General features: G+C 70.2%; 18 protein-coding genes. 8 read left to right on the top strand and 10 right to left on the bottom strand.

The genetic code is table 11. The features are described from left to right. Positions 1 to 1,626 (top strand): DUF6311 domain-containing protein, encoded by a 1,626-nt coding sequence (locus GXW76_RS09720; RefSeq protein ID WP_211861817.1) that lies wholly within the window; start codon positions 1 to 3, stop codon positions 1,624 to 1,626. Here GXW76_RS09720 and GXW76_RS09725 read toward each other — a convergent pair. The 8 genes from GXW76_RS09725 to GXW76_RS09760 form a co-directional block, all read right to left on the bottom strand. Then, positions 1,545 to 2,558 (bottom strand): glycosyltransferase family 2 protein, encoded by a 1,014-nt coding sequence (locus GXW76_RS09725; protein ID WP_211861818.1) that lies wholly within the window; start codon positions 2,556 to 2,558, stop codon positions 1,545 to 1,547. The two genes, GXW76_RS09720 and GXW76_RS09725, sit on opposite strands and share 82 nt — an antisense overlap. 92 nt (positions 2,559 to 2,650) lie before the next feature. Next, a complete protein-coding gene (locus GXW76_RS09730) occupies positions 2,651 to 3,616 on the bottom strand; it encodes a Bug family tripartite tricarboxylate transporter substrate binding protein (protein WP_211861819.1) in 966 nt (321 codons plus the stop codon). A 236-nt stretch (positions 3,617 to 3,852) separates the two neighbouring features. Then, positions 3,853 to 4,590 carry a TorF family putative porin gene (locus tag GXW76_RS09735; RefSeq protein WP_211861820.1) on the bottom strand — a complete coding sequence of 246 codons (738 nt, stop codon included), beginning with the start codon at positions 4,588 to 4,590 and terminating at the stop codon, positions 3,853 to 3,855. Positions 4,591 to 4,839: 249 nt separating this feature from the next. Continuing rightward, a complete protein-coding gene (locus GXW76_RS09740) occupies positions 4,840 to 6,516 on the bottom strand; it encodes a thiamine pyrophosphate-dependent enzyme (RefSeq protein ID WP_211861821.1) in 1,677 nt (558 codons plus the stop codon). Between the two features lie 239 nt (positions 6,517 to 6,755). Continuing rightward, positions 6,756 to 7,733 (bottom strand): Bug family tripartite tricarboxylate transporter substrate binding protein, encoded by a 978-nt coding sequence (locus GXW76_RS09745; protein ID WP_246514070.1) that lies wholly within the window; start codon positions 7,731 to 7,733, stop codon positions 6,756 to 6,758. Between the two features lie 342 nt (positions 7,734 to 8,075). Beyond that, positions 8,076 to 8,720 (bottom strand): flavin reductase family protein, encoded by a 645-nt coding sequence (locus GXW76_RS09750; protein ID WP_211861822.1) that lies wholly within the window; start codon positions 8,718 to 8,720, stop codon positions 8,076 to 8,078. A gap of 78 nt (positions 8,721 to 8,798) precedes the next feature. After that, positions 8,799 to 9,014 carry a DUF2061 domain-containing protein gene (locus GXW76_RS09755; protein ID WP_211861823.1) on the bottom strand — a complete coding sequence of 72 codons (216 nt, stop codon included), beginning with the start codon at positions 9,012 to 9,014 and terminating at the stop codon, positions 8,799 to 8,801. A 47-nt stretch (positions 9,015 to 9,061) separates the two neighbouring features. After that, positions 9,062 to 10,039 (bottom strand): 2-hydroxyacid dehydrogenase, encoded by a 978-nt coding sequence (locus tag GXW76_RS09760; RefSeq protein WP_211861824.1) that lies wholly within the window; start codon positions 10,037 to 10,039, stop codon positions 9,062 to 9,064. 126 nt (positions 10,040 to 10,165) lie between these two features. Here GXW76_RS09760 and GXW76_RS09765 point away from each other — a divergent pair, with 126 nt between their 5' ends. From GXW76_RS09765 to GXW76_RS09790, 6 genes are all read left to right on the top strand, one after another. Next, a complete protein-coding gene (locus GXW76_RS09765) occupies positions 10,166 to 10,957 on the top strand; it encodes an SDR family oxidoreductase (RefSeq protein WP_211861825.1) in 792 nt (263 codons plus the stop codon). Between the two features lie 179 nt (positions 10,958 to 11,136). Continuing rightward, the gene (locus GXW76_RS09770) at positions 11,137 to 12,402 is read left to right on the top strand and encodes a Zn-dependent hydrolase (RefSeq protein ID WP_211861826.1); all 1,266 of its coding nucleotides are present in this window, start codon (positions 11,137 to 11,139) and stop codon (positions 12,400 to 12,402) included. A 7-nt stretch (positions 12,403 to 12,409) separates the two neighbouring features. Continuing rightward, positions 12,410 to 13,297, top strand: a complete 888-nt coding sequence (locus tag GXW76_RS09775) for a LysR family transcriptional regulator (RefSeq protein ID WP_211861827.1) — start codon at positions 12,410 to 12,412, stop codon at positions 13,295 to 13,297. Positions 13,298 to 13,383: 86 nt separating this feature from the next. Then, positions 13,384 to 14,181, top strand: coding sequence for a putative hydro-lyase (locus GXW76_RS09780; protein WP_211861828.1), 798 nt, complete (start codon positions 13,384 to 13,386; stop codon positions 14,179 to 14,181). Between the two features lie 34 nt (positions 14,182 to 14,215). Further along, positions 14,216 to 16,327 carry a hydantoinase/oxoprolinase family protein gene (locus GXW76_RS09785; RefSeq protein ID WP_246514071.1) on the top strand — a complete coding sequence of 704 codons (2,112 nt, stop codon included), beginning with the start codon at positions 14,216 to 14,218 and terminating at the stop codon, positions 16,325 to 16,327. Further along, positions 16,327 to 17,997: a hydantoinase B/oxoprolinase family protein gene (locus GXW76_RS09790; RefSeq protein ID WP_211861829.1), complete on the top strand. Its 1,671-nt coding sequence runs from the start codon at positions 16,327 to 16,329 to the stop codon at positions 17,995 to 17,997. Before GXW76_RS09785 ends, GXW76_RS09790 begins: the two co-directional genes overlap by 1 nt. Before the next feature lie 114 nt (positions 17,998 to 18,111). Here the strand turns inward: GXW76_RS09790 and motA are convergent, their stop codons facing one another. Next, positions 18,112 to 18,978 (bottom strand): flagellar motor stator protein MotA, encoded by an 867-nt coding sequence (gene motA / locus GXW76_RS09795; protein ID WP_211861830.1) that lies wholly within the window; start codon positions 18,976 to 18,978, stop codon positions 18,112 to 18,114. Continuing rightward, positions 18,975 to 20,030 carry a flagellar motor protein MotB gene (locus GXW76_RS09800; RefSeq protein WP_211861831.1) on the bottom strand — a complete coding sequence of 352 codons (1,056 nt, stop codon included), beginning with the start codon at positions 20,028 to 20,030 and terminating at the stop codon, positions 18,975 to 18,977. The genes motA and GXW76_RS09800 overlap by 4 nt, the downstream gene beginning before the upstream one ends. Before the next feature lie 96 nt (positions 20,031 to 20,126). Here GXW76_RS09800 and GXW76_RS09805 point away from each other — a divergent pair, with 96 nt between their 5' ends. Next, positions 20,127 to 21,005 carry an N-formylglutamate amidohydrolase gene (locus tag GXW76_RS09805; protein ID WP_211861832.1) on the top strand — a complete coding sequence of 293 codons (879 nt, stop codon included), beginning with the start codon at positions 20,127 to 20,129 and terminating at the stop codon, positions 21,003 to 21,005. Positions 21,006 to 21,195 lie beyond the last annotated feature (190 nt).

The raw sequence follows: 21,195 nt of genomic DNA on the forward strand, positions 1-21,195 counted from the left end.
GTGCGCGCCCTGTCCCGCCGAGCGGAAACCGCCCTGTCCTACGGCTTCGCCCTGTTGCTCGGCGCGGCGCTGGTGCTGCTGACCTTCCCGGCCGACTTCCTGCTGCCGCAAGCGGGCTCGCCCTGGGCGCCGCAGGGGGATGCCGCGCAGCACGCCATCGCGCAGCGCTACTTCCTCGGTGACGCCTGGCGCTGGCCGCCACTTGCGGTGCGCAACCTGATCCCGCCCGAGGGGCTGAACATCGCCTTCGCCGACGGCATCCCGCTGCTCGCCCTGCCGCTGAAGGCGATGCGCGGCGTGCTGCCCGAAGGCTTCCACGGCATCGGGTTGTGGTACGGCATCGCCTGGCTGCTGCAGCCGGTCGCCGCGGTCTGGTGCCTTCGCGGCACCGGGGAGCGCCGGGTGCTGCCGGCGATCGCGGTGGCGCTCGCGGCCTCGGCCATGCCGGCCTTCATCAACCGCTACGGCCATGCGGCGCTCACCGGGCATTTCACCCTGTTGGTAGCGCTCGGGCTCTACCTGCGGTTGGTGCGTGCGTCGTCGGCCGCGCGCTGGGCCGTGGCGGTGGGGGCGGCGGTGGCGACGCTGCTGGTGCACCCCTACCTCGGCGCCATGGTGCTGGCGCTGCTCGGCGCGGTGCCGGCGACGCTGCTGCTGCGCAGGGACCGTCGCTGGATCGGCGCGGCGGTGGGCGTCGCGGTGGCGGCGGGGGCGGTGGGTGGGACCATGGCCGCCTTCGGCTACCTTGGCGCGGCGGGAGACGGCGGCTACGGCGACTTCGCGCTGAACCTGCTTTCCCCGGTCTGGCCGCATCGGTCCTGGATCCTTGGTGCGCTGGCGGCGAGGGAGATCGACGCCACCGGCCATGGCGGGTGGGAGGGCTACAACTGGCTCGGCGCCGGGCTGCTGGCCGGGATCCTGGCGGTGGCGGTGCTGGCACCGCGCCAGGCCGTGCAGGCGCTGCGGCGGCATGCCGGGCTGGTGCTGGTGCTGTTCGGGCTGACGCTGCTGGCCGTCTCCTTCCGTGTCGGCGCCGGGGAGCGGATCGTCCTGGACCTCGGCGAGGCGCCGGGCTTCCTGCAACAGTTCCGTGCCTCGGGGCGCTTCTTCTGGCCGGTGGGGCTGGCGCTGCTGGTGGGGACGGTGGCGCTGCTTGCGCGCCTGCCGCGATTCGGCACGGCGGCCGTGCTGCTGCTGGCGCTACTGCAATTCGCCGACGCCGCGCCGAACCGCGCGGCCATTCGCGACTGGGCGCAGGCGCGCCACGCCTGGACGGTGGACGCCCCGGCGCTGCGCGCCCTGCTGGCGGAAGCCGATCGCCTGACCCTGCTGCCGACCTGGCCCTGCGTGGCAAAGCCGGACACGCTCGGGGACCATGCGCGGCAGTTGCAGGTGCTCAGCCTCGCGGCGGAACGCCCGGTGCCGGCCAACACCATGTATGTCGCCCGCTGGCGTGGGGAGCGGCCGCGCTGCACGGATGCCGCGACCCTCGCCACGCCGCTCGCCCCGGGGGAACTCCGCCTGATCCTGCCCGGCGCGCGGGATCAGGCGTTGGCGACCATGCCCGGCGCGACGGCGCTCTGCGTGCCGGTGGGCGAGCTGCTGGCCTGCCGGCTCGGCAGGTAGCGCTCGGTGAAATAGAGCGGCCGCTGCTTCGTCTCGTTGAAGATACGGCCGAGGTATTCCCCGATGATGCCGAGCATCATCATCTGCACCCCGCCGAGGAACAGCACCACCGCGAGCAGGCTGGGGTAGCCGGCGACCGGGTTGCCGAAGAAGACCGTGCGGACGACCAGCTGCGCCAGGTAGATCACCGCCCCGATCGCCGTCAGCAGCCCGAAATAGGTCGCGACCTTGAGCGGGGCGACGGTGAAGGAGGTGATCCCCTCCAGCGAGAAGTTCCACAGCTTCCAGTAGTTCCACTTGGTCGTGCCGGCGGCGCGCGGCGCGCGGTCGTAGCGCACCGCCTTGGCCGGGAAGCCGATCCAGGCAAACAGCCCCTTCATGAAGCGGTGCTGTTCCCGCAGTTTCAGCAGGGCATCCAGCGCGCGGCGGCTGAGCAGCCGGAAATCGCCGGTGTCGGGCGGCAGCTGCACCTTGCCGCCGATGCGCTGCATGAAGCGGTAGAAGGCATGCGCCGTGGCCTTCTTCAGCCAGGTCTCGCCCTCGCGCGTGTTGCGCCGGGCATAGACGACGTCGAAGCCTTCCTGCCAGCCGGCCACCAGTTCGGGGATGACCTCGGGCGGGTCCTGGAGGTCGGCGTCGATCACCACCACCGCGTCCGTGCCGCGCGCATGGTCGAGCCCGGCGGTCAGCGCGATCTCCTTGCCGAAGTTGCGCGACAGGTTGACCACCGCCACCCGCGGGTCTGCCGCCTGCAGCCCGAGCATGACCTCGAGCGTGGTGTCGCGGGACCCGTCGTTCACATAGACGACCTCCCAGGCGAGGCCGAGATCAGCCAGCGCCGAGGCGAGCCGCCGGTGGAATTCCGGCAGCACCTCCTGCTCGTTGTAGGCGGGCACGACGATCGAGAGGGCGGGCGCGTCAGGACTGGTCATCGGTGGTTCCGGGCGGCGTGCCGGGCGGCGGTTCCGCCGCCCGTCCTGTGCAGGAACAGCACGGCTCTGGCCAAATCAAGGCGATCCTGCGGTCAGCCCTGGACGCTGAGGTTCAGCTCGGTCGCGATCGCCGTCCATTCGCGCAGGGAGCGGATGATGTCCTCGCGGAACTCGGCCGGACCAAGATAGGCGGGGATGGTGTCGATCTCGAGCAGCCGGCGCCTCGTGTCCGGGTTCTCCATGATGCGGCGGAAGAGGCCGGAGGCGCGGTCCAGGATCGGCTGCGGCGTGCGCGCCGGCGCGAGAAGGCCGATGAAGCCGGAGAAGGCGAAGCGCCGAGAGAAGCCGCTGTCCTGCAACAGCGGCACCTCCGGCAGCGAGGGCAGCGGCCTCGTGCCCGAAAGCGCGAGCGGCCGGATGCGCCGCGCGCGGATTGCTCCGCCGCTCGCCGCCATGGAATGGAAGGCGCAGGCGACGTTGCCGGCCAGCATGTCCTGCAGCATCGGCCCTTCGCCGCGATAGGCGACATGGGTCATGTTCAGCCGCGCCTCGTCGGAGAACATCTGCCCATAGGCGTGCCCCGAGGAGCCCGGCGCATAGGAGCCGTAGGACAGGTCCTTCCCCCGCGCCCAGGCGACGAAGTCCTGCAGCGTGTCGCCCTGGGTGGAGGGCGAGGCACAGAGCACCAGCGGCGTGACGCCGAGCTTTCCGATCGGCGCGAAATCCGCGACCGGGTCGTAGGGAAAGCGCCGCAGCACCACCGGCGAGGTCACATGCGTCGTGATGGTGAACAGCATCGTGTAGCCGTCCGGCGTCGCGCGTGCGGCCGCCTCCGTGCCGATCAGCCCGCCCGCCCCGCCGCGATTGTCGATGACGATGGGCTGGCCGAGTTCCGCCGACATCGGTTCGGCCATCAGGCGCGCCCAGAGGTCCGTCGAGCCGCCGGGCGGGAAGGGCACGATCCAGCGGACCGGGCGATCCGGCCACTGCCCCTGTGCCAGCGCCGGGCGCGCCAGCGCCACCCCGGCCGTGGCGACGAGAACTTCCCTGCGATGCATGCGCGCGTCCTCCCTCTTCCTTGTGGTTGCGGGAAGCCTAGGAGGGCGCCGCGGCCCGGGGCAAGCGGTGCGGGGATGTCGCGGATGGCTCCGCCATCTGCGGGGCCGGCGTAGGGACGGCCCCGCGGTTCGTGCCGGAACCGGCCGGCTGCCCCGGGCACATCGCGCTCCGGGCCGACGACTGCACGCCACTTCGGCGGGAGGCGGGCGAGCGCCTCGCCAACCTACCCCGACGGTCAGAATGTCCAGGACAACGAGGCGATGAACCGCCCGTCGCAGATCTTCAGCCCGCCGCATTCCGACTGGCTGATATCCGTGCCGTACCAGCCCGCCGAGACCGCGAAGCCATAGGCGATCGGCCGCGAGACGTAGATGCTGTAGGCGAGGTAGTCCGGCGCGCCGAAGCGGCTGTTGCGCTCGATCCACTGGTAGCCGAGGCGGCCCGAAAGGGTCACGTCGATGCCCGGGATCTTCACGTCGATCCCGCCCTCGACATAGTAGCCGTCACCCGAAGAGCCCCAGAAATTCGGCGAATAGGCCGCGGTGCCGACGAAGGTGACCGGCTCCATCTCGTACTTCAGCCGCAGGATGCCCTCGGCGAAGTTCAGCCCGTACTGCCCTGGCTGGTTGCTGTAGCCGGGATAGGTGTACCAGGTGCCGCCGATGTCGGCGGTGAAGCCGCCGGCCGTGTAGCGCCAGCCGCCGCTGACATCGACCTCCTGCCGCGCATCTGTGCCCGCGAAGGCGACGTTGCTGGCGAAGGTGCTGATGTAGAAGCCGGTCTCGTGGGAGAGTTCGACCGAGCCCTGGACCGCGGGCCGGCTGCGCGTCTGGCTGATGTTGCGGAACACGTAGTCGGTGGCGCCCGTGACCGTGCCGGTCACCGAGAAGCCGCTGCCGAGGTCCACCTGCGCCATGGCAGGGGCAGAGATCAGCCCGAGGCCGATGGCGAGCGCTGCAAGCCGTTTGCGCATATTCGTGTCCGATCCTCTCCTGGCCGCCCTTGCGGCTTCATGGGTGGGGCGCCCGCCGCCTGGGCGCCCCTCGGATCGGATTTCAGCAAGACCCGTGCCGCGAAACGGTCACGGGCGGTGGCGCTTCATGCGGGCGGCAGCGATCGCTGACTCGAGGTCGAAGATCGCTGCCGCCCGTAGTCCCTTTGTCTTGCACGGGCCGCCCCACCAGCCCCGCATGCGGATACGCCCGGCAAGGATGCGGGCATATCAGGCCGGCAGCGGCATCGTCCGCTTCTTCCATGCGGAGGCCTGCACCGCCGAGGACTTCACATGCACCACCACCGGCCGGTCGGTGACGGCGAAGGCCTCGGCCAGCACCTTCTCGACTTCCTCCTCGGTGCGGATGGAGAAGGCCGCGGCGCCGAAGGACTTCGCCCAGGCGATGAAATCCGGGTTCACCAGCCGCGTCGCCTGGTCGTAGGGGCGGCCCGGGTAGCGCCCTTCATGGTGCATGCCGATCGTGCCGTAGCCCGAATTGTCCGACAGGATGACCACCGGCGCGACGCCCTCCCGCATGGCGGTGGCGATCTCGTTGCCCGTCATCAGGATGCCGCCGTCGCCCACGAAGGCGACCGCCCGCTTGCCCGGCCGGCGCAGCGCCGCTGCCACCGCCATGGGCACCGCCGAACCCATGGCGCCCACATTCGAGGCGAGGAACATGTGGGTCTGCCGGAACGGGAAGTAGCGGTGCAGGAAGGAGGAGAAGTTCCCCGCATCCGAGGTCACTGCCGCATCCTCCGGGATGTGCCGCGACATCGCCGCGCAGACGGCGGCGAAGTTCACCCCGTCCTCCATCCTGTCCCATTCCGGCGCGAGCAGGCCGCGGTGGATGGTGTTGAGCCCCTTCACCCAACGCTTGCGCGCCTCGCTTGCCTCGGGCGCATTGCACGCCAGCAGGCCGCGGATGACGGCGTGCGGGTCGGCGGCGATGGGCAGGTCCACGCGCCAGACGCGGCCGATCTCGTTGGCATCCGGCCACACCTGCACCAGCGGCAGTTGCGGGTCCGGCGCGGCGGGGAAGGTGTAGGACTGGCTGATGCTGTCGGACAGCCGCTCGCCCAGGCAGACCATGAGGTCGGCCTTCTTCATCTCCTCGATCAGCGGCTTGGGCACGCGGATGCCCATGTAGCCGCCGTAGTTCGGGTGATGCGCGTCGAACAGGTGCGGGCGCCGGTGCGTCGGGCTGATCGGCAGCGTCCAGGCTTCCGCGAGGCGGTTGAGGTCGGCCAGCGCCGCTTCCCCGCCCGCCGCCATGGCGCCGCCGACGAGCACCAGCGGGCGTTCCGCATTCGCCAGCATCTCCGCGAGGCGATCGAGGTCTTCCATCCGCGGCCCCGGCTTCGGCAGGGTGCGCGGCGCCACGACGGGGCCTTCCGCCGGCTCGTCGAAGATGTCCTCCGGCAGGATCACCGCGACCGGGCCCGGCGTGCCGGACTGCGCCAGGTGGAAGGCGCGGGCGATCACCTCGCTCGCCTGGATCGGCTGGATGACCTCGAACACGCCCTTGGTCACGTCGGAAAGCAGGCGCGAGTAGTTCTGTTCCTGCAGCGCCAGTCGGCCGACATCCTTGCGCTCCACATGGCCGATCAGGATCACCAGCGGCGTCGCATCGTGATAGGCGGTGTGCAGCGCGATCATCGCATTGGTCACGCCGGGGCCGCGCGAAACGAGGGCCACCCCGGCCCGCCCGTCGCGCATGCGCCCGTCGGCCGCGGCCATGAAGCCGGCGCCGCCCTCGTGCCGGCAGACCACCAGGCGGATCTGCGGGAACTCGGTCAGCGCATCGGTCAGGCCGAGATAGGATTCGCCGGGGACGCAATAGATCAGGTCCACGTCATGGGCGGCGAGGCTCTCGGCCAGGATGCGGCCGACGGTGCGGGTCATGGGTCTGTCCTTGGTGGGGTGAGGAACGTCAATCCGTCTGGATGCCGGGCTGACGGATACGGTTGCCGAATTCCATGCTCAGTTCGGCGACCCGGACACGGTACCCGCCCGGCCCGCGCGGGATCGCCGCCGTGCCGATGGCCGCGAGCGAGCATCCGCGCGCCTGGCCTGCGAGCCGTACGCCGACCGGGCGCGGTCCCGCTTCGCGCTCCCGGCCGAAGCGTCGCGTCGGGACGCCGTCATTCCACGCTGACGCCGGCGCGGCGCACCACCGGCTCCCAGCGCGCCGCATCCTCCGCGACGAAGCGCGCGAAGGCGGCCGGGCTCTCGCTCGGCTCCACGTCGAGGCCGCCTTCCTCGAGCTTCCGGCGGATCTCCGGGTCGGCGATGGTGGCCGATAGCGCGGCGAAGAGCCGATCGACGCGATCCCGCGGCGTGCCGCCGGTCGTGAGGAGCGCAAACCAAGTGGCCGCCTGGATGTCGGGGAAGCCGGCCTCGCCCGCCGTCGGCAGGTCGGGCATTGCCGCATTGCGCCGCGGCCCCGCGATGGCGAGCGCGCGCACCGTGCCGGCCTGGATCTGCGGCTGCAGGGGCGCGAGCGCATTGGTGAAGACCTGGATGCGCCCGGCCACCACGTCGTTCATCGCCGGGCCGGTGCCGCGATAGGGCACGTGCTGCATCTCCACACCGAGCACCTGCGTGATCAGCGCCCCCGCCGCATGCCCCGTGCTGCCGACGCCCGGCGATGCATAGTTCAGCGGCGGACTGGCCTCGCGCGCCGCGGCCTGCAACTCGCGCAGGTTGGTCGCGCGCACCGAGGGATGCACGACGATCACGTTCGCCCCGCTGCCGATCATGCCGACCGGTGCGAAGGCCGTCGCCGGGTCGTAGGGCAACCGCCGCCGCACGAGCTGGTTGATGGTCAGGCTGCCCGAACCGCCGAGCAGCAGCGTGTATCCGTCCGGCGCCGACTTCGCGACGACCTCGGCGCCCAGCGCGCCGCCGGCGCCGCCGCGGTTCTCGATCACCACCGGCTGGCCGAGGCGCGCCGCCAGACCGTCCGATACGAGTCGCCCGACGATGTCGTTGGTGCCGCCGGGCGGCCAGGGGATCACGAAGCGCAGCGGGCGGTCGGGATAGGCCTGGGCCAGGGCAGGGACCGGAAGCGCCACGGCGAGCGCCATCAGGCAACGCCGCATCAGGCGCGGGGTAGTCATCGGACAGGTCCTCCTCGGCACTGTCCCGGCGCGGGACGTCCGTTGTTGCCGGGAGGCTGGCCGTGGTGGCCGGGGAAGTCCAGGGGGGTATTGGAGGGGCGCCGCCCCTCCAAGCCACCCCGCCACGGGATCCCATCGGCCGAAAGGCCTTTGGGAACCGATACCTTGGGTGCGGTGGACGCGGCAGGAAGTTCTTGATACGTTCCATGCGGCGATGGGGCTGCGCGTGCGCGGTAACGGCACCTAAAGCGCTAAAGTCCTAAAATCCCAAAACGCGACCCCGTCATGGTTTCCAAAGGCCTTTCGGCCTTTAGCGGGGGTGGCCCGGAGGGGCGGCGGCCCTCACTCCGCAGCGCCCTTCTTCCGCGCTTCCCAGTCCGCGACGGAAATGCGCGGGATCTCGATCCGGTCCGTCGTGCGGGCGTACCACCCGCGCCCGTGCATGCGCCCGACGAGTTCGAGCTTCGGCGTATCGACATAGAACTTCGCCGCGTCGAGCACGCAGTCGTCCCGCACGTACTGCGCGAGGACGCGCCCCATCACGATGGTATGCCGCCCGGCGGGGACGAACTGGAAGACCTCGCATTCCAGCGCGACCGGGCTTTCAGCGATGCGCGGCACTTTCACCTTCAGCGACGGCGCGGTGGTCAGCCCGGCCTCGGCCAGTTCGTTCACGCCGGGCGGGAAGTCGATGGCGGTGACGTTCATCTGCTCGGCATTCGCGGCCGAGACCAGGTTCACCACGAACTGGCCGGTCGCCTCGATGTTGGCGAGCGTGTCCTTCACCGCGCCCGGCGCGCGCGGGCCGCAGCCGATGCCGACGACGACCGGGTTGTCGGAGAAGGCATTGAAGAAGGAATAGGGCGCGGCATTCACATGGCCCTCGCGGTCCTGGCTGACGACCCAGGCGACAGGGCGCGGCACGACCGAGGCGACGACGAGCTTGTAGGCCTGCTCGTGGGGAATCCGCGCGAAATCGAAATGCATGCTGGTGGTCCCGATGCTGATGCCGCGAAGGTGGCTCCGGCTGGCACGGCTGTCGAGGGGCCGGGCCTGCGGCGAGGGTCACATCTCATGCACGCCCCAGCCGATCTGCGCCCAGATCCGCTCGTGCAGGAGGTAGGCGACGGAGGTGTAGAGGTTGCTCGCCACCATGAAGCCGAGGGCGATGTGCAAGGCCCCGGTGAAAAGGTAGATCGTCAGGAAATCCAGGCACATCACGACCATGCGGTAGGTGATCGCCTTGACCATCGACCGCTTGGCGCTGACCAGGCGCCGCATCGCCGCCTCCCGCGCTTCAGGCACCCCCATATGGGGGTGCCGGCAGCCTAGGCGACGCGGCAGGGCGGCTCCTGGTCCTTCATGAGCAGGGCTTCGAGGTTCTCGATGCAGCGCGCGCCCATCGCGTCGCGCGTCTCGATGGTGGCGGAGCCGAGATGCGGCAGCAGCGCCACGTTCTCGAGCCCGAGATAGCTGGGGAAGACGCTCGGCTCGCCGTCATACACGTCGAGGCCGGCGGCGCGGATGTGGCCGGAACGCAGCGCGGCGACCAGGGCTGCGTCGTCCACCGTCGTGCCGCGGCCGGTGTTCACCACCAGCGCGCCGGGCTTCATCTTCGCGATGCGCTCGGCGTCCAGCCATTTGCGCGTCGCCTCGCCGCCGGGGATGTGCATCGACAGCACGTCGATCGCGGCCAGGAAGCCGTCGTCGCTGTCGTGGAAAATGGCGCCTTCCTCGAGGTCCGGCGCGACGCGGCTGCGGTTGCGGTAGTGGATTTCCATCCGCATCCCGCGCGCCATCTGCGCCAGTTCCCGCCCGATGCGCCCGAAGCCGAGGATGCCGAGCTTCTTGCCCTCCAGCGTGACGCCCATGAGCTGCGTCGGTGCCCAGCCGGTCCAGGCGCCGGCGCGCACCAGGCGCTCGCCTTCCCCGGCGCGGCGCGCGGCCATCAGCATCAGGGTGAAGGCGATCTCGGCGGTGGCGAAGGAAAGGACCTCGGGCGTGTTGGTCACGACCAGCCCGCGCGCGCGGGCGGCGTCGAGGTCGATATGGTCCGTCCCGACGCTGAAGGTCGCGAGGATGCGCACCGAGGGCGGCAGCGCCGCGATGGTCCGGGCATCCATCGCGTCGCCCGCGGCGCAGAGGATGCCCGCCGCGCCCGCTTCCGCCGCGCGGCGCACGATCTCCGCGCCGTCCCGCGGCCAGGGATCGTCGGCGGGGTTCAGCCGCGCATCGAACAGGGATGACAGCCGCGCCTCGACGCCATCCGGCAATTTCCGGGTGACCAGGATGACGGGCTTGGCCATGGAACGCGTCCTGCTTGAATCGAACGAAGGGGGCGCACCATGGCGCGGCGTGCCCCGTCTTGCCAGGGGGCGGGGGAGGGGGCAGGGTCCGCCCCGGTTCTACGGCAGGAAACGAGGGGTTCAAGGATGGATCTGGGTCTGAAGGGCAAGCGCGCCCTGGTGATGGGCGGGGCCAAGGGCCTCGGGCGGTCGATCGCGGATGCGCTGGCGGCCGAGGGCACCGTGCTGACCATCAGCGGCCGCGACACCGCGGCGATGGAGAAGGCCGCGGCCGACCTCAAGGCGCTCGGCGCGCCGTCCGTGACCGTGGTGCAGGCGGACGTCTCCTCGGGCGAGGACATGGACCGCCTGGCCGACGCCGCCGTGAAGGCGATGGGCGGCGTGGACATCCTGGTGCTGAACCACGGCGGCCCGCCCGTCTGCACCGCTTCCGAGATGAAGGAAGCGGACCTGACGAAGTGGTTCCAGAATATCGTCGTCTCGCCGATCCGCATCACCATGAAGCTGATGCCGGCGATGCGGGCGCAGAAGTTCGGCCGCGTGATCGTCGTCGGTTCCTCGGGCATGCAGCACCCGATCCCGACGCTGGCGCTGTCCAATACGCTGCGCGCCTCGATCTGGGCCTGGCTCAAGACGCTGGCGGCCGAGGTCGCGGGCGACGGCGTGACGATGAACATTCTCGCGCCGGGTTCGATCCGCACCGACCGCATCACCCAGACCGCCGCCGTGCGCGCCGAGAAGGCCGGCACCACGGTGGACGAGGAGATCGCGCGCGCCGGCAAGGAAGTGCCCGCCGGCCGCGTCGGCGAACCGCATGAATACGGCCCGATGGGCGCGTTTCTCGCCGGCAAGACGGGCGCCTACATCACCGGCACGATGGTCCGCGTGGACGGTGGCCGCGTGCGGAGCATGCTCTGATACCGGCCAGCCGGTATCGGAGTCTTGTGTTTCGCGCGCGGCCGCCCCACCAGCCCCGCGCGCCTTGCCGTTCACCTCGCCGATGATGGGATCATCGGCGAGGCTCGGCGGCAAACACGCTCCGGGGCGCCGGCCATCCGGCGCCCCGGGCGGAACCCCACCTGACGGAAGACGCCGCGATGCTGCCGAACCTCACCCCCGACATGGACCTCGCCGCCGAGCTCTTCGCCGGGCTGCGCGCGGGCAGCACGGACGGGGAGGGCGTGACGCGCGAGGCCTACGGCCCCGGCGAGCGCATGGCGCATGCGCTGGTGCGCGCCGCGGCCGACCGCCTCGGGCTGGAAAGCAAGGTGGATGTCGCGGGCAACCTCTACATGACGCTGCCCGGCACCGATCGCGCGGCGAAGCGCATCGTCATCGGCAGCCATCTCGATTCGGTGCGCCAGGGCGGCAACTATGACGGCGCGGCGGGCGTGCTTTCCGGGCTTGCCGCGGTGGCGGGAATGAAGCGCGCGGGCTTCGTGCCGGGGCGGGATATCACCGTCATGGCGATCCGCTCGGAGGAAGCTGGCGCCTGGTTCCCGGTTTCCTATCCCGGTTCGCGCATGGCGCTCGGGCTGTTCAAGGCCGATGGCCTCGACATCCGCCGGCAGGATTCCGGCCGCACCCTGGCCGAGCACATGAAGGAAGAAGGCTTCGACCCCGACGCGGTGGCGCGCGGAGAGCACGCCATCGGCCCGCACAACGTCGCCGGCTTCCTCGAACTGCACATCGAACAGGGCCCGGTGCTGGACACGGAGCAGGTGCCGGTCGGCATCGTCACCGGCATCCCCGGCAGCCGCCGCCTGCGCCAGGCGCGCGTGGTGGGCGAGTACAACCATTCCGGCGCGACGCCGCGGAAGTATCGCCGCGATGCGGCCGCCGCGCTTGCCGAACTGGTGCACCGCATGGACGAGGAATGGTGCCGGCTGGAGACGATGGGCCATGTCCTCGTCTGCACCTTCTGCACCATGGCCACGACCTCCGAGGCCGGCTTCACCAAGATCGCGGGCGAGGCGACATTCTCCCTCGATGTCCGCAGCGTCAGCCCGCACGCCTGCGACCTGATGTTCGAGGCGCTGCACCGCTTCATGGAGGAAATCGAGGCCCGCCGCGGCGTGCGCTTCGAACGCGGCCCGGAAACCGGCAGCCGCGCCGGGATCATGGACGAGGGCATCCGCGCCGGTCTGAGGCGCGCGGCGGATGCGCTCGGTATCCAGCATCTGGATATCGCCTCCGGTGCCGGTCACGACGCAGCGGCCTTCGCCGAGGCGAAGGTGCCGTCCTGCATGCTCTTCGTGCGCAACCAGAACGGCAGCCACAATCCGCACGAGGACATGCGCATGGAGGACTTCGCCGCCGCCTGCGCCGTGGTGCAGCGCTGGGCCGCGGAGGCCGCGCAGTAAGGAGCGCATGCGCGACCTGCGATCGCTCGAGACCGTCATCTGGGTGGTCCGCCTCGGCGGCTTCCGCGCCGCGGCGGCGCGGCTGAACACCACGCAATCGGCGGTCTCCGCGCGCGTCGCGCAACTCGAGCAGGAACTTGGCATCCGCATCTTCCAGCGCGGCCCTCGCCTGACGCTGACCGCCGAGGGCACCGCCCTGCTGCGCTACGCCGAACAGATGGTCGACCTGCGCGAGGAGATGCTGCGCGCCATCGCGGACCCGGCGGCGATGCGGGGCTTGCTGCGGATCGGCGTGTCGGAGACGCTCGCGCATACGCTGCTGCCGCGGCTCGTCGAGCGCATCGGCGCGGCGCATCCCGGCATCGTGCTGGACATGGTGGTGGACATCACCCCGGCGCTGCGCCAGAGCCTCGCGGCGGGGCATATCGACATCGCCATGCTCGCCGGCACGGTCGAGGATCCGCGCGCGGTGAACCAGCCGCTGTGTTCCTACCCGCTCGGCTGGCTGGCGAGCCCGCGCCTCGGGCTGCCCGAGCGGCCGCTGCGGCTGTCGGAACTGACCGGCTGGCCGATCCTGAGCTTCTCCCATGACACGGAGGTCTCGGCCGCGCTGCGCCGGCTGTTCGCGGAAGCCGGGGCGCCGGGCGTGCGGCTCTGGGGCAGCACCTCCATCGCGACCATGGCGGAACTTGCCTGCGCCGGTGTCTGCATCAGCGTGATGCAGATGGTCGCGGCGGAGCGCGAGATCGCCGAAGGCCGCCTGCGCCGCCTGGACGTGGAGGACGTGGCGCTGCCGGACGTCGCATTCCATGTCAGCTATCTGCGCAAGCCGGACAGCCATGTGGCGGCCACCATCGCTGCCCTGGCGCGGGACCTGGCCGGCGCCGCCGACTGATTTTTTCGATCACCCCGATCCAGATTTCGCGTTCGACATGCGGCCCGCCAGGGTCTGGAATGCCGCGCCGACCGAGGAGGCCCCGTATGGACCACAATCCCGTGCAGCACGAAACCGGCTGGGACGTGCGCCAGCGCATCCGTCGCGGCGAATGGACGCGGCCGACCCAGGGCATGGCCCCGGGCTATGTCCAGGCCAACCTCGCCATCCTGCCGCGTGATCTCGCCGCCGACTTCCAGCGTTTCTGCGCGCTGAACCCCAAGCCCTGCCCGCTGCTCGCGACCTCGGAGCCGGGCGATCCCTCGCTTCCGACGCTCGGGCGGGATATCGACATCCGCACCGACATCGGCACCTACCGCGTCTGGCGCGATGGCGTGATGGTCGAGGAAGTGCACGACATCCGCGACCTCTGGCGCGACGACCTGGTGGCCTTCCTGCTCGGCTGCTCCCATTCCTTCGAGGAGGCGCTGCTCGCCGACGGCCTGCCGTTGCGCCACTTCGAGGAGGGCAAGCCGGTGCCCGTCTACACCACCAACGTCCCGACCGCGCCGGCCGGCCCCTTCCATGGCCCGCTGGTCGTCTCCATGCGGCCCTTCAGGCCGGCGGATGCGATCCGCGCCATCCAGATCACCTCGCGCTTTCCGTCGGTGCACGGCGCGCCGGTGCATATCGGCAAGCCGGAGATGATCGGCATTGCAGATCTTGCGAAGGTCGATGCCGGCGCGGCCGTGACGGTCGCCGAGGAGGAGCTGCCTGTGTTCTGGGCCTGCGGGGTCACGCCCCAGGCCGTGGTCGCCGCGACGAAGCCGCCCTTCTGCATCACCCATGCGCCGGGATGCATGCTGGTGACGGACCTGCTGAATTCGCGCCTCGCCGTCTTCTGATCCCACCCGGCGCGCGATAGGATTCGCGCGCCTCATGACATCCCAGTTCCAGGACAGCATGACACACGACATGGTCAAAGCACGCCTTGCCGTCGATATCGGCGGGACTTTCACCGACCTCGCCATCGAGAAGGGCGAGCAGCGCTGGACGGCCAAGGTGCTGACCACGCCCTCCGCCCCCGAGAAGGGCGTGCTGGAGGGCGTGCAGCAGGTGCTCGCCAAGGCCGGCATGGCGGCGGGCGACCTCGACCTCTTGATCCACGGCACGACGCTCGCGACGAACGCGATCATCGAGCGCAAGGGTGCCAGGACCGCGCTGCTGACGACGGATGGTTTCCGCGACGTGCTCGCCCTGGCGAACGAGGCCCGTTACGACCAGTACGACCTCAACATCGAGTTGCCGCAGCCGCTGGTGCGCCGCCGCTGGCGCCTGCCGGTGCCGGAGCGCCTGGACAACACCGGCAAGGTCCTTCTGCCGCTCGACGAGGCCGCGGTGCGCGCGCAGGTCGAGTTCCTGAAGGGCGAGGGCATCGAGAGCCTCGCCATCGGCTTCCTGCATGCCTTCGTGAACCCCGCGCATGAGCAGCGCGCGGCAGCGATCGTGAAGGAGATGTGGCCGGAGATGAACGTCTCGCTGTCCAGCGAGGTGTCGCCCGAGATGCGCGAATGGGAGCGCTTCTCCACCACGGTCGCGAATGCCTATGTCCAGCCGCTGATGGCGTCCTATCTCGGGCGGCTGGAAGTGGGCCTGCGCGCGGCGGGGCTGACCTGCCCGCTCTTCCTCATGCTGTCCGGCGGTGGCCTGACGACGATCGAGACGGCCTCGCGCTTCCCGATCCGCCTGGTGGAATCGGGTCCGGCGGGCGGGGCGATCTTCTCCGCCTTCGTCGCCAAGCAGCGTGGCTTCGACAAGGTGCTCTCCTTCGACATGGGCGGCACCACGGCGAAGGTCTGCCTGATCGACGCGTTCCGCCCGCAGGCGAGCCGCACCTTCGAGGTCGCGCGCGTCGGCCGCTTCAAGAAGGGCTCCGGCCTGCCGCTGCGCATTCCTGTCATCGAGATGGTGGAGATTGGCGCCGGCGGCGGGTCCATCGCCCAGGTCGATTCCATGGGCCGCATCCAGGTCGGCCCGGAATCCGCGGGTGCAGACCCCGGCCCGGCCTGCTACGGCCGCGGCGGCACGCATCCGGCGGTGACGGATGCCAACCTCGCGCTCGGCCGCTACCAGCCGGAACTGTTTGCCGGCGGGACGCTGCCGCTGAAGCCTGAATTGTCCCGCGATGCGCTTGCCGCGCATGTCGGCGGCAAGCTGGGGCTGTCCGGCGAGATGGCGGGCCTCGGCGTCGTCGAGATGGTGGACGAGAACATGGCGAACGCCGCGCGCGTCCACGCCATCGAGAGCGGCAAGGGCTATGACGGCCGCATCGTCATCGCCTTCGGCGGCGGCGGGCCGGTGCATGGCTATCGCGTCTGCGAGAAGGTGGGCGTGAAGCGCATGCTGGTGCCCTCGGGCGCCGGCGTCGGCTCGGCCATCGGCTTCCTGCGCGCGCCGGTCGCGTACGAGGTGGTGAAGTCGCTGTACCAGCGCTTCGGCTCCTTCGACCTCGCGGCGGTGAATGGGCTGCTGTCCTCCATGTCCGCCGAGGCGACGAGGGTGGTCGGCGAGGGCGCCTTCGGCCAGCCGGTCGAGGAAACGCGCATCGCCTACATGCGCTATGTCGGCCAGGGGCACGAGATCTCGGTCCCGCTGCCGCCGCGCGCGTTGACGGTGCACGACGTCGCGGAGATCCGCGCCCTCTACGACACCGAATACACCCGCTTCTACGACCGGCCGGTGCCGGGGTCGGATGTGGAGATCCTCTCCTTCGCCGTCACCGTCCGCACGGTGGAAGCGCATGTGGAACCCGCCGCGCCGGTCGCCGCCGCGCCGGCGCCGAAGCCGATCCGCACCCAGATGGTCCGCGACACCGCGACCGGCGAGGTGACGGAATGGCCCGTCTATGACCGCGAGCACATGACACCGGGTGCGACGGTGCAGGGCCCCGCCATCGTGGCTGAAGCCGAGACCAGCACCCTGATCGGGCCGTCCTGGACTTGCCGGATGGACGGGCTCGGTTATCTCGACCTGACGCAGGAGGCCGCGTGATGAACAAGGAAACCGGAGCCCTCGCGCAGATCCAGCGCCAGATCCAGTGGAACCGCCTGATCGCGGTGGTCGAGGAACAGGCGCAGACCATGATCCGCACCGCCTTCAGCACCACGGTGCGCGAGGCGGGCGACCTGTCCGCGGGCATCTTCGACCTCGAAGGCCGGATGCTTGCGCAGGCGGTGACCGGCACGCCGGGCCATGTGAATTCCATGGCCGAGGCGGTCGGGCACTTCCTGGACAAGTTCCCGGCGCACACGATGAAGCCGGGCGACCACTACATCACCAACGACCCCTGGCTCGCGACCGGGCACCTGCATGACCTGACGGTGGTAACGCCGGCCTTCCGCAACGGGAAGATCGTCGGGCTGTTCGCCAATACGGCGCACATCATCGACATCGGCGGCCTCGGCATGGGGCCGGAGGGGCGGAGCGTCTTCGAGGAAGGCCTCTATATCCCGATCGTGAAGTGCTTCGATCGCAACGTCCCGAATGAGACCTTCTTCGACTTCATCCGCGCGGGCTCCCGCACGCCGGTGGAACTCGAAGGCGACATCTACTCGCTGTGCGCCTGCAACGACGCCGGCGCGAAGCGGCTCGTCGAGATGATGGACGAGTTCGCGATGGACAGCCTTGACGACCTCGCGACCTACATCTTCGAAGCGAGCACCCGCGCGACGCTGGCCGAGATCGCCAAGCTGCCGCGCACCACCGTCCGCAGCGAGATCACTTCGGACGGCTACGAGGCGCCGGTCACGCTCAAGGCCGCGATGACGATCCACGATGACCGGATCGTCGTGGATTACGCCGGCACCAGCGGCTTCTCCAGCCGCGGCATCAACGTGCCGGCGGCTTATTGCCGCGCCTATGCCTGTTTCGGCATCAAGTGCGTGGTCGCGCCGGAGGTGCCGAACAACTGGGCCTCGCTGGCGCCGTTCCAGATGGAGATCCCGGATACCTGCATCCTGAACGCGCCGCGGCCCTATCCGGTGTCCGTGCGCCACGTCATCGGACAGTTGCTGCCCGACCTGATGATGGGCTGCCTGCACCAGGTGGTGCCGGGCCGCGTCAATGCCGAGGGTTCCTCCGCGCTGTGGAACCCGCCGCTGCGCGGTGGATCCCAGGTTTCCGGCCAGGCGGCGGAAGTCGATGACTTCGAGATCATCACCTTCAACTCCGGCGGCACCGGGGCCCGGCCGACGAAGGATGGGCTCGACGGCACGGCCTTCCCTTCCGGCGTGCGCACCATGCCGGTGGAGGCGACGGAGAACGTCGCCCCCGTGATCTTCTGGCAGAAGCAGCTTCGCCCGGATTCGGCCGGCGCCGGTCGCACCCGTGGCGGCTTCGGCCAGGTGATGGAGATCGGCGCGAAGAACGATGCCGAGTTCGCGGTGAACGCCATCTTCGACCGCGTGGCGAACGCGCCGCGTGGCCGCGACGGCGGTGGCGAAGGTGCCACCGGTTGGGTCGGCATGAACGACGCCAACGGCACCGTGCTGCGCACCAAGGGCTTCCAGGTCATCCCGAAGGGCCGGCGCCTGCTGCTGAAACTGCCGGGCGGCGGCGGGATGGGGAACCCGAAGGAGCGCGATCCCGCGCTGGTGCAGCGGGATGTCGAGGACGGGCTGGTGAGCCCGGAGACGGCGCGGACGGTTTACGGGGTGAAGTGATGTCGGGGGGAGAAGGGAACTTCTCCCCCCGCACCCCCCTCAACCTTCTTTGGTTTTTTGGGACTGACAGCCGGGGGCGGCGCCGATCGGGGGGAGGTTCTCCTCCCCCGGCCTTTACGCGATCTGCAATCCCTGCAGCGATTCCTCCAGTTCCTGGAACGATGGCATATGCTCTGACGGCACCATCTTCCGACCTGTCTCCACCGCCACCTGCGGGGCGTTGCCGTGCAGGTGCGCCACGAGCACGGCGCGGATCACCTCGAAGAACTTGCTCTCCTCCTCGACCACGCCTTTCAGCCGGGCGGCGAAGGGCCCCATCAGCCCGTAGGCCAGCAGCACGCCGAGGAAGGTCCCGACCAGCGCGCCGCCGATCATCCTGCCCAGCACCGCCGGCGGCTCGTTGATCGAGGCCATGGTCTTGATGACACCCATCACCGCCGCGACGATGCCGAGGGCCGGCAACGCATCCGCCATCGACTGCATGGCGTGGGAAGGGTGCATCTCCTCGTCCTTGATCTTCTTCAATTCCCTCGCCATCACGTCCTCGATCTGGTGCGGGTCGTCGGCGTTCATGCCGACCATGCGCAGGTAGTCGCAGATCAGCGCGACCGCGTGGTGGTCGGCGGCGATGCGCGGGAACTTGTTGAAGGCTGCGCTTTCCTCCGGCTTCTCGATATGCGGTTCGAGCGCCATCGGTCCCTTGGTCTGCGCCAGGCGAACCAGCCAGTAGAGCAGGCTCAGCAGGTCCATGTAGTCCTGCCGGGTGTACTTCGATCCCTTCAGCAGCTTCCCGAAGCCGGCGCCGACATGCTTCAGGCCGGCGACGCTGTTCGCCATGACCAGCGTGCCGATCGCGGCGCCACCGATGATCGCGAACTCGAACGGCAGCGCCGTGAGGATGATGTCCAGCTTGCCGCCGGCGGCGATGTAGCCGCCGAAGACGCAGACCAGCAGGAAGCCGAAGCCGGCAAGCGAGATCACGGGCGTTCCTCCCGCGCCTGGCGCAGCAGCGTGATGGAGACGCGGCGATTGGCCGCCGCATTGGGCTGGTCGGGCAGCAGCAGGTCGCGCTCGGCATGGCCGCTGACGCTGCGGACGCGCCCTTCGGCGAGCCCGGCCTCCACCAGCAGCCGTCGCGTGACGTTGGCGCGCTCGGCCGAGAGGTCCCAGTTGCTGCGGTCGCCGCTGCCGCGGAAGGGCGTGGCGTCGGTATGGCCGGCGATGGCGACAGGGTTCGGCAGGCGGGCTGCGGCCTGGGCCACGCGCGCCAGCAGCGCCCGCGCCCGGTCGTTCGGCGCCGTGCCGCCGAGGGCGAACATCGGCTGGCGCTCGGCATCGACCAGTTGGATGCGAAGCCCCTCGGGCGTCTGCTCCACCAGCATCTGGCGCGCGAGGTCGGCGAGGGCGGGGTCGGTGGCGACAGCCTCGCGGATCTGCTGGGCGACGTGTTCGAAGGCCTCGCGTTCGCGGTGCGCGAGTTCGCGGCGCAGTTCCGCCTCGCTGGCCGCCTCGGGGCGGGCTTCGGTGGCGGGCGCATCGGCCGGGCCTCCGCGCGGGGGCTCGGGGCCGGACTGGGCGCCGGGGGGCGTCGGCGCCACCAGGCGCGCGTCGTCCGCGTCCTCCCGGCCCTCGGGGCCCTCGCGGCGCGGCTGGGGGCGGGCCATGGTCTCGCTGTCGTCTTCCTCGATGTCCATCACCACGGGCATCCGCCCCGGCTGGATGGTGATGGCGCCCTGGGTCGAGGTGGAATTGCCGTCCTCGTTCGGAGTCCTTCCCCCGAAGGGCTGGCCGGAGCCGGAGACCGATCGGGCCAGCAGGCTGGTCGGCGCGAAATAGTCCGCGAGGCCGCGGCGCTGTTCCTCGGTGGTGGCGTTCAGCAGCCACATCAGGAGGAAGAACGCCATCATGGCGGTCACGAAATCGGCGTAGGCGACCTTCCACGCGCCGCCATGGTGGGTGTGCTCGCCGCCTTCCTCGCGCCTGATGACGATCGTGCCGCCGCCATCGCCCTTGCCCTTCGCCTTGCCTGCCATCGCGGGCAGGATGCCGCACGGGTGCTGACCACTTCGCTAACCGCGCCCTTTGCTGCCGCGTGACATGGGGCGGGCGCTATGGTTTCGTCGGCAGCGATGGATCTGCCCGCCCACAGCCTTCCCGGAGCCACGGCCGCGCCGCCCTTCGCGCTCTACCACCCGGTGCGGCAGACGGTGCCGCTCGTCTTCGCGTCCCCCCATTCGGGGCAGGACTACCCGGCGGATTTCGTGGCCGAGGCCCGGCTTTCCCCGCTCGCGCTGCGCCGCAGCGAGGATTCCTTCGTGGACGAGCTCTTCGTCGCGGCGCCGGCGCATGGCGCCCCGCTGATCGCCGCGAACTTCCCCCGCGTCTGGTGCGACGTGAACAGGGAGCCATGGGAACTCGATCCCGGAATGTTCGACGGCCCGCTGCCGCCCTGGGTCAACACCACCAGTCCAAGGGTCGGGGCCGGGCTCGGCACCATTCCGCGTATCGTCGCGACAGGGGAGCCGGTCTATCGCCGCCGCCTCTCCTTCGCCGAGGCCGAGGCGCGCATCCGCGGCTACTGGGAACCCTATCACGCCGCCCTGGGGGAACTGATTGCCGGGACGCGGGCCCGCTTCGGCTTCTGCCTGCTGGTCGACTGCCATTCCATGCCGGCGCATCCGGCCCAGGCGGCCAATCCGCCGGACATGGTGCTCGGCGACGCCCACGGCACCGCCTGCGCCCCACGCGCAACCCGGCTGGTTGAGGAGGCTCTCGTCGGCCTCGGCTACCGCGTCCGGCGCAACGATCCCTATGCCGGCGGCTACGTCACCCGGCATTACGGGCGGCCGCGCGACGGCGCCCATGCGCTGCAGATCGAGATCGCCCGGGCGCTCTACATGGATGAGGGGCGGATCCAGCGGGGGCCGGGTTTCCGCGACGTGGTGGCGGACATGACGGCACTGATCGCCGCGCTGTCAGGATCGGACTGGGCCTTCCTCCGGCCTTGATGCACCGCACAATGGCGGAGTAGAATTTTCTCCGAATGGGCGGAAAAAAAGAAGGCGGTGCCCGAAGGCACCGCCAAGTTTAGGGAGGAAACGTCCAAGAAAGACAGCGGTAGGCAACGCCTTGCCGCTGCGAGACAGAACTTAGGGGCCGTCATGAGGTTCTGCAAGAGGTTTTTTGCAGTGCAGCATA

This window comes from Neoroseomonas soli (assembly GCF_018129065.1).
GTDB lineage: Bacteria > Pseudomonadota > Alphaproteobacteria > Acetobacterales > Acetobacteraceae > Neoroseomonas > Neoroseomonas soli.

What these genes read in the sequence shown, in the direction of transcription:
- GXW76_RS09780 (WP_211861828.1), top strand. Translation starts at nt 13,384, where the DNA reads ATGGACCACAATCCCGTGCAGCACGAAACCGGCTGGGACGTGCGCCAG.
- GXW76_RS09750 (WP_211861822.1), bottom strand. Translation starts at nt 8,720, where the DNA reads ATGCATTTCGATTTCGCGCGGATTCCCCACGAGCAGGCCTACAAGCTC.
- GXW76_RS09805 (WP_211861832.1), top strand. Translation starts at nt 20,127, where the DNA reads ATGGATCTGCCCGCCCACAGCCTTCCCGGAGCCACGGCCGCGCCGCCC.
- GXW76_RS09725 (WP_211861818.1), bottom strand. Translation starts at nt 2,558, where the DNA reads ATGACCAGTCCTGACGCGCCCGCCCTCTCGATCGTCGTGCCCGCCTAC.
- GXW76_RS09745 (WP_246514070.1), bottom strand. Translation starts at nt 7,733, where the DNA reads ATGACTACCCCGCGCCTGATGCGGCGTTGCCTGATGGCGCTCGCCGTG.
- GXW76_RS09775 (WP_211861827.1), top strand. Translation starts at nt 12,410, where the DNA reads ATGCGCGACCTGCGATCGCTCGAGACCGTCATCTGGGTGGTCCGCCTC.
- GXW76_RS09770 (WP_211861826.1), top strand. Translation starts at nt 11,137, where the DNA reads ATGCTGCCGAACCTCACCCCCGACATGGACCTCGCCGCCGAGCTCTTC.
- GXW76_RS09785 (WP_246514071.1), top strand. Translation starts at nt 14,216, where the DNA reads ATGACATCCCAGTTCCAGGACAGCATGACACACGACATGGTCAAAGCA.
- GXW76_RS09730 (WP_211861819.1), bottom strand. Translation starts at nt 3,616, where the DNA reads ATGCATCGCAGGGAAGTTCTCGTCGCCACGGCCGGGGTGGCGCTGGCG.
- GXW76_RS09755 (WP_211861823.1), bottom strand. Translation starts at nt 9,014, where the DNA reads ATGCGGCGCCTGGTCAGCGCCAAGCGGTCGATGGTCAAGGCGATCACC.
- GXW76_RS09735 (WP_211861820.1), bottom strand. Translation starts at nt 4,590, where the DNA reads ATGCGCAAACGGCTTGCAGCGCTCGCCATCGGCCTCGGGCTGATCTCT.
- GXW76_RS09760 (WP_211861824.1), bottom strand. Translation starts at nt 10,039, where the DNA reads ATGGCCAAGCCCGTCATCCTGGTCACCCGGAAATTGCCGGATGGCGTC.
- GXW76_RS09800 (WP_211861831.1), bottom strand. Translation starts at nt 20,030, where the DNA reads ATGGCAGGCAAGGCGAAGGGCAAGGGCGATGGCGGCGGCACGATCGTC.
- GXW76_RS09765 (WP_211861825.1), top strand. Translation starts at nt 10,166, where the DNA reads ATGGATCTGGGTCTGAAGGGCAAGCGCGCCCTGGTGATGGGCGGGGCC.
- GXW76_RS09740 (WP_211861821.1), bottom strand. Translation starts at nt 6,516, where the DNA reads ATGACCCGCACCGTCGGCCGCATCCTGGCCGAGAGCCTCGCCGCCCAT.
- GXW76_RS09790 (WP_211861829.1), top strand. Translation starts at nt 16,327, where the DNA reads ATGAACAAGGAAACCGGAGCCCTCGCGCAGATCCAGCGCCAGATCCAG.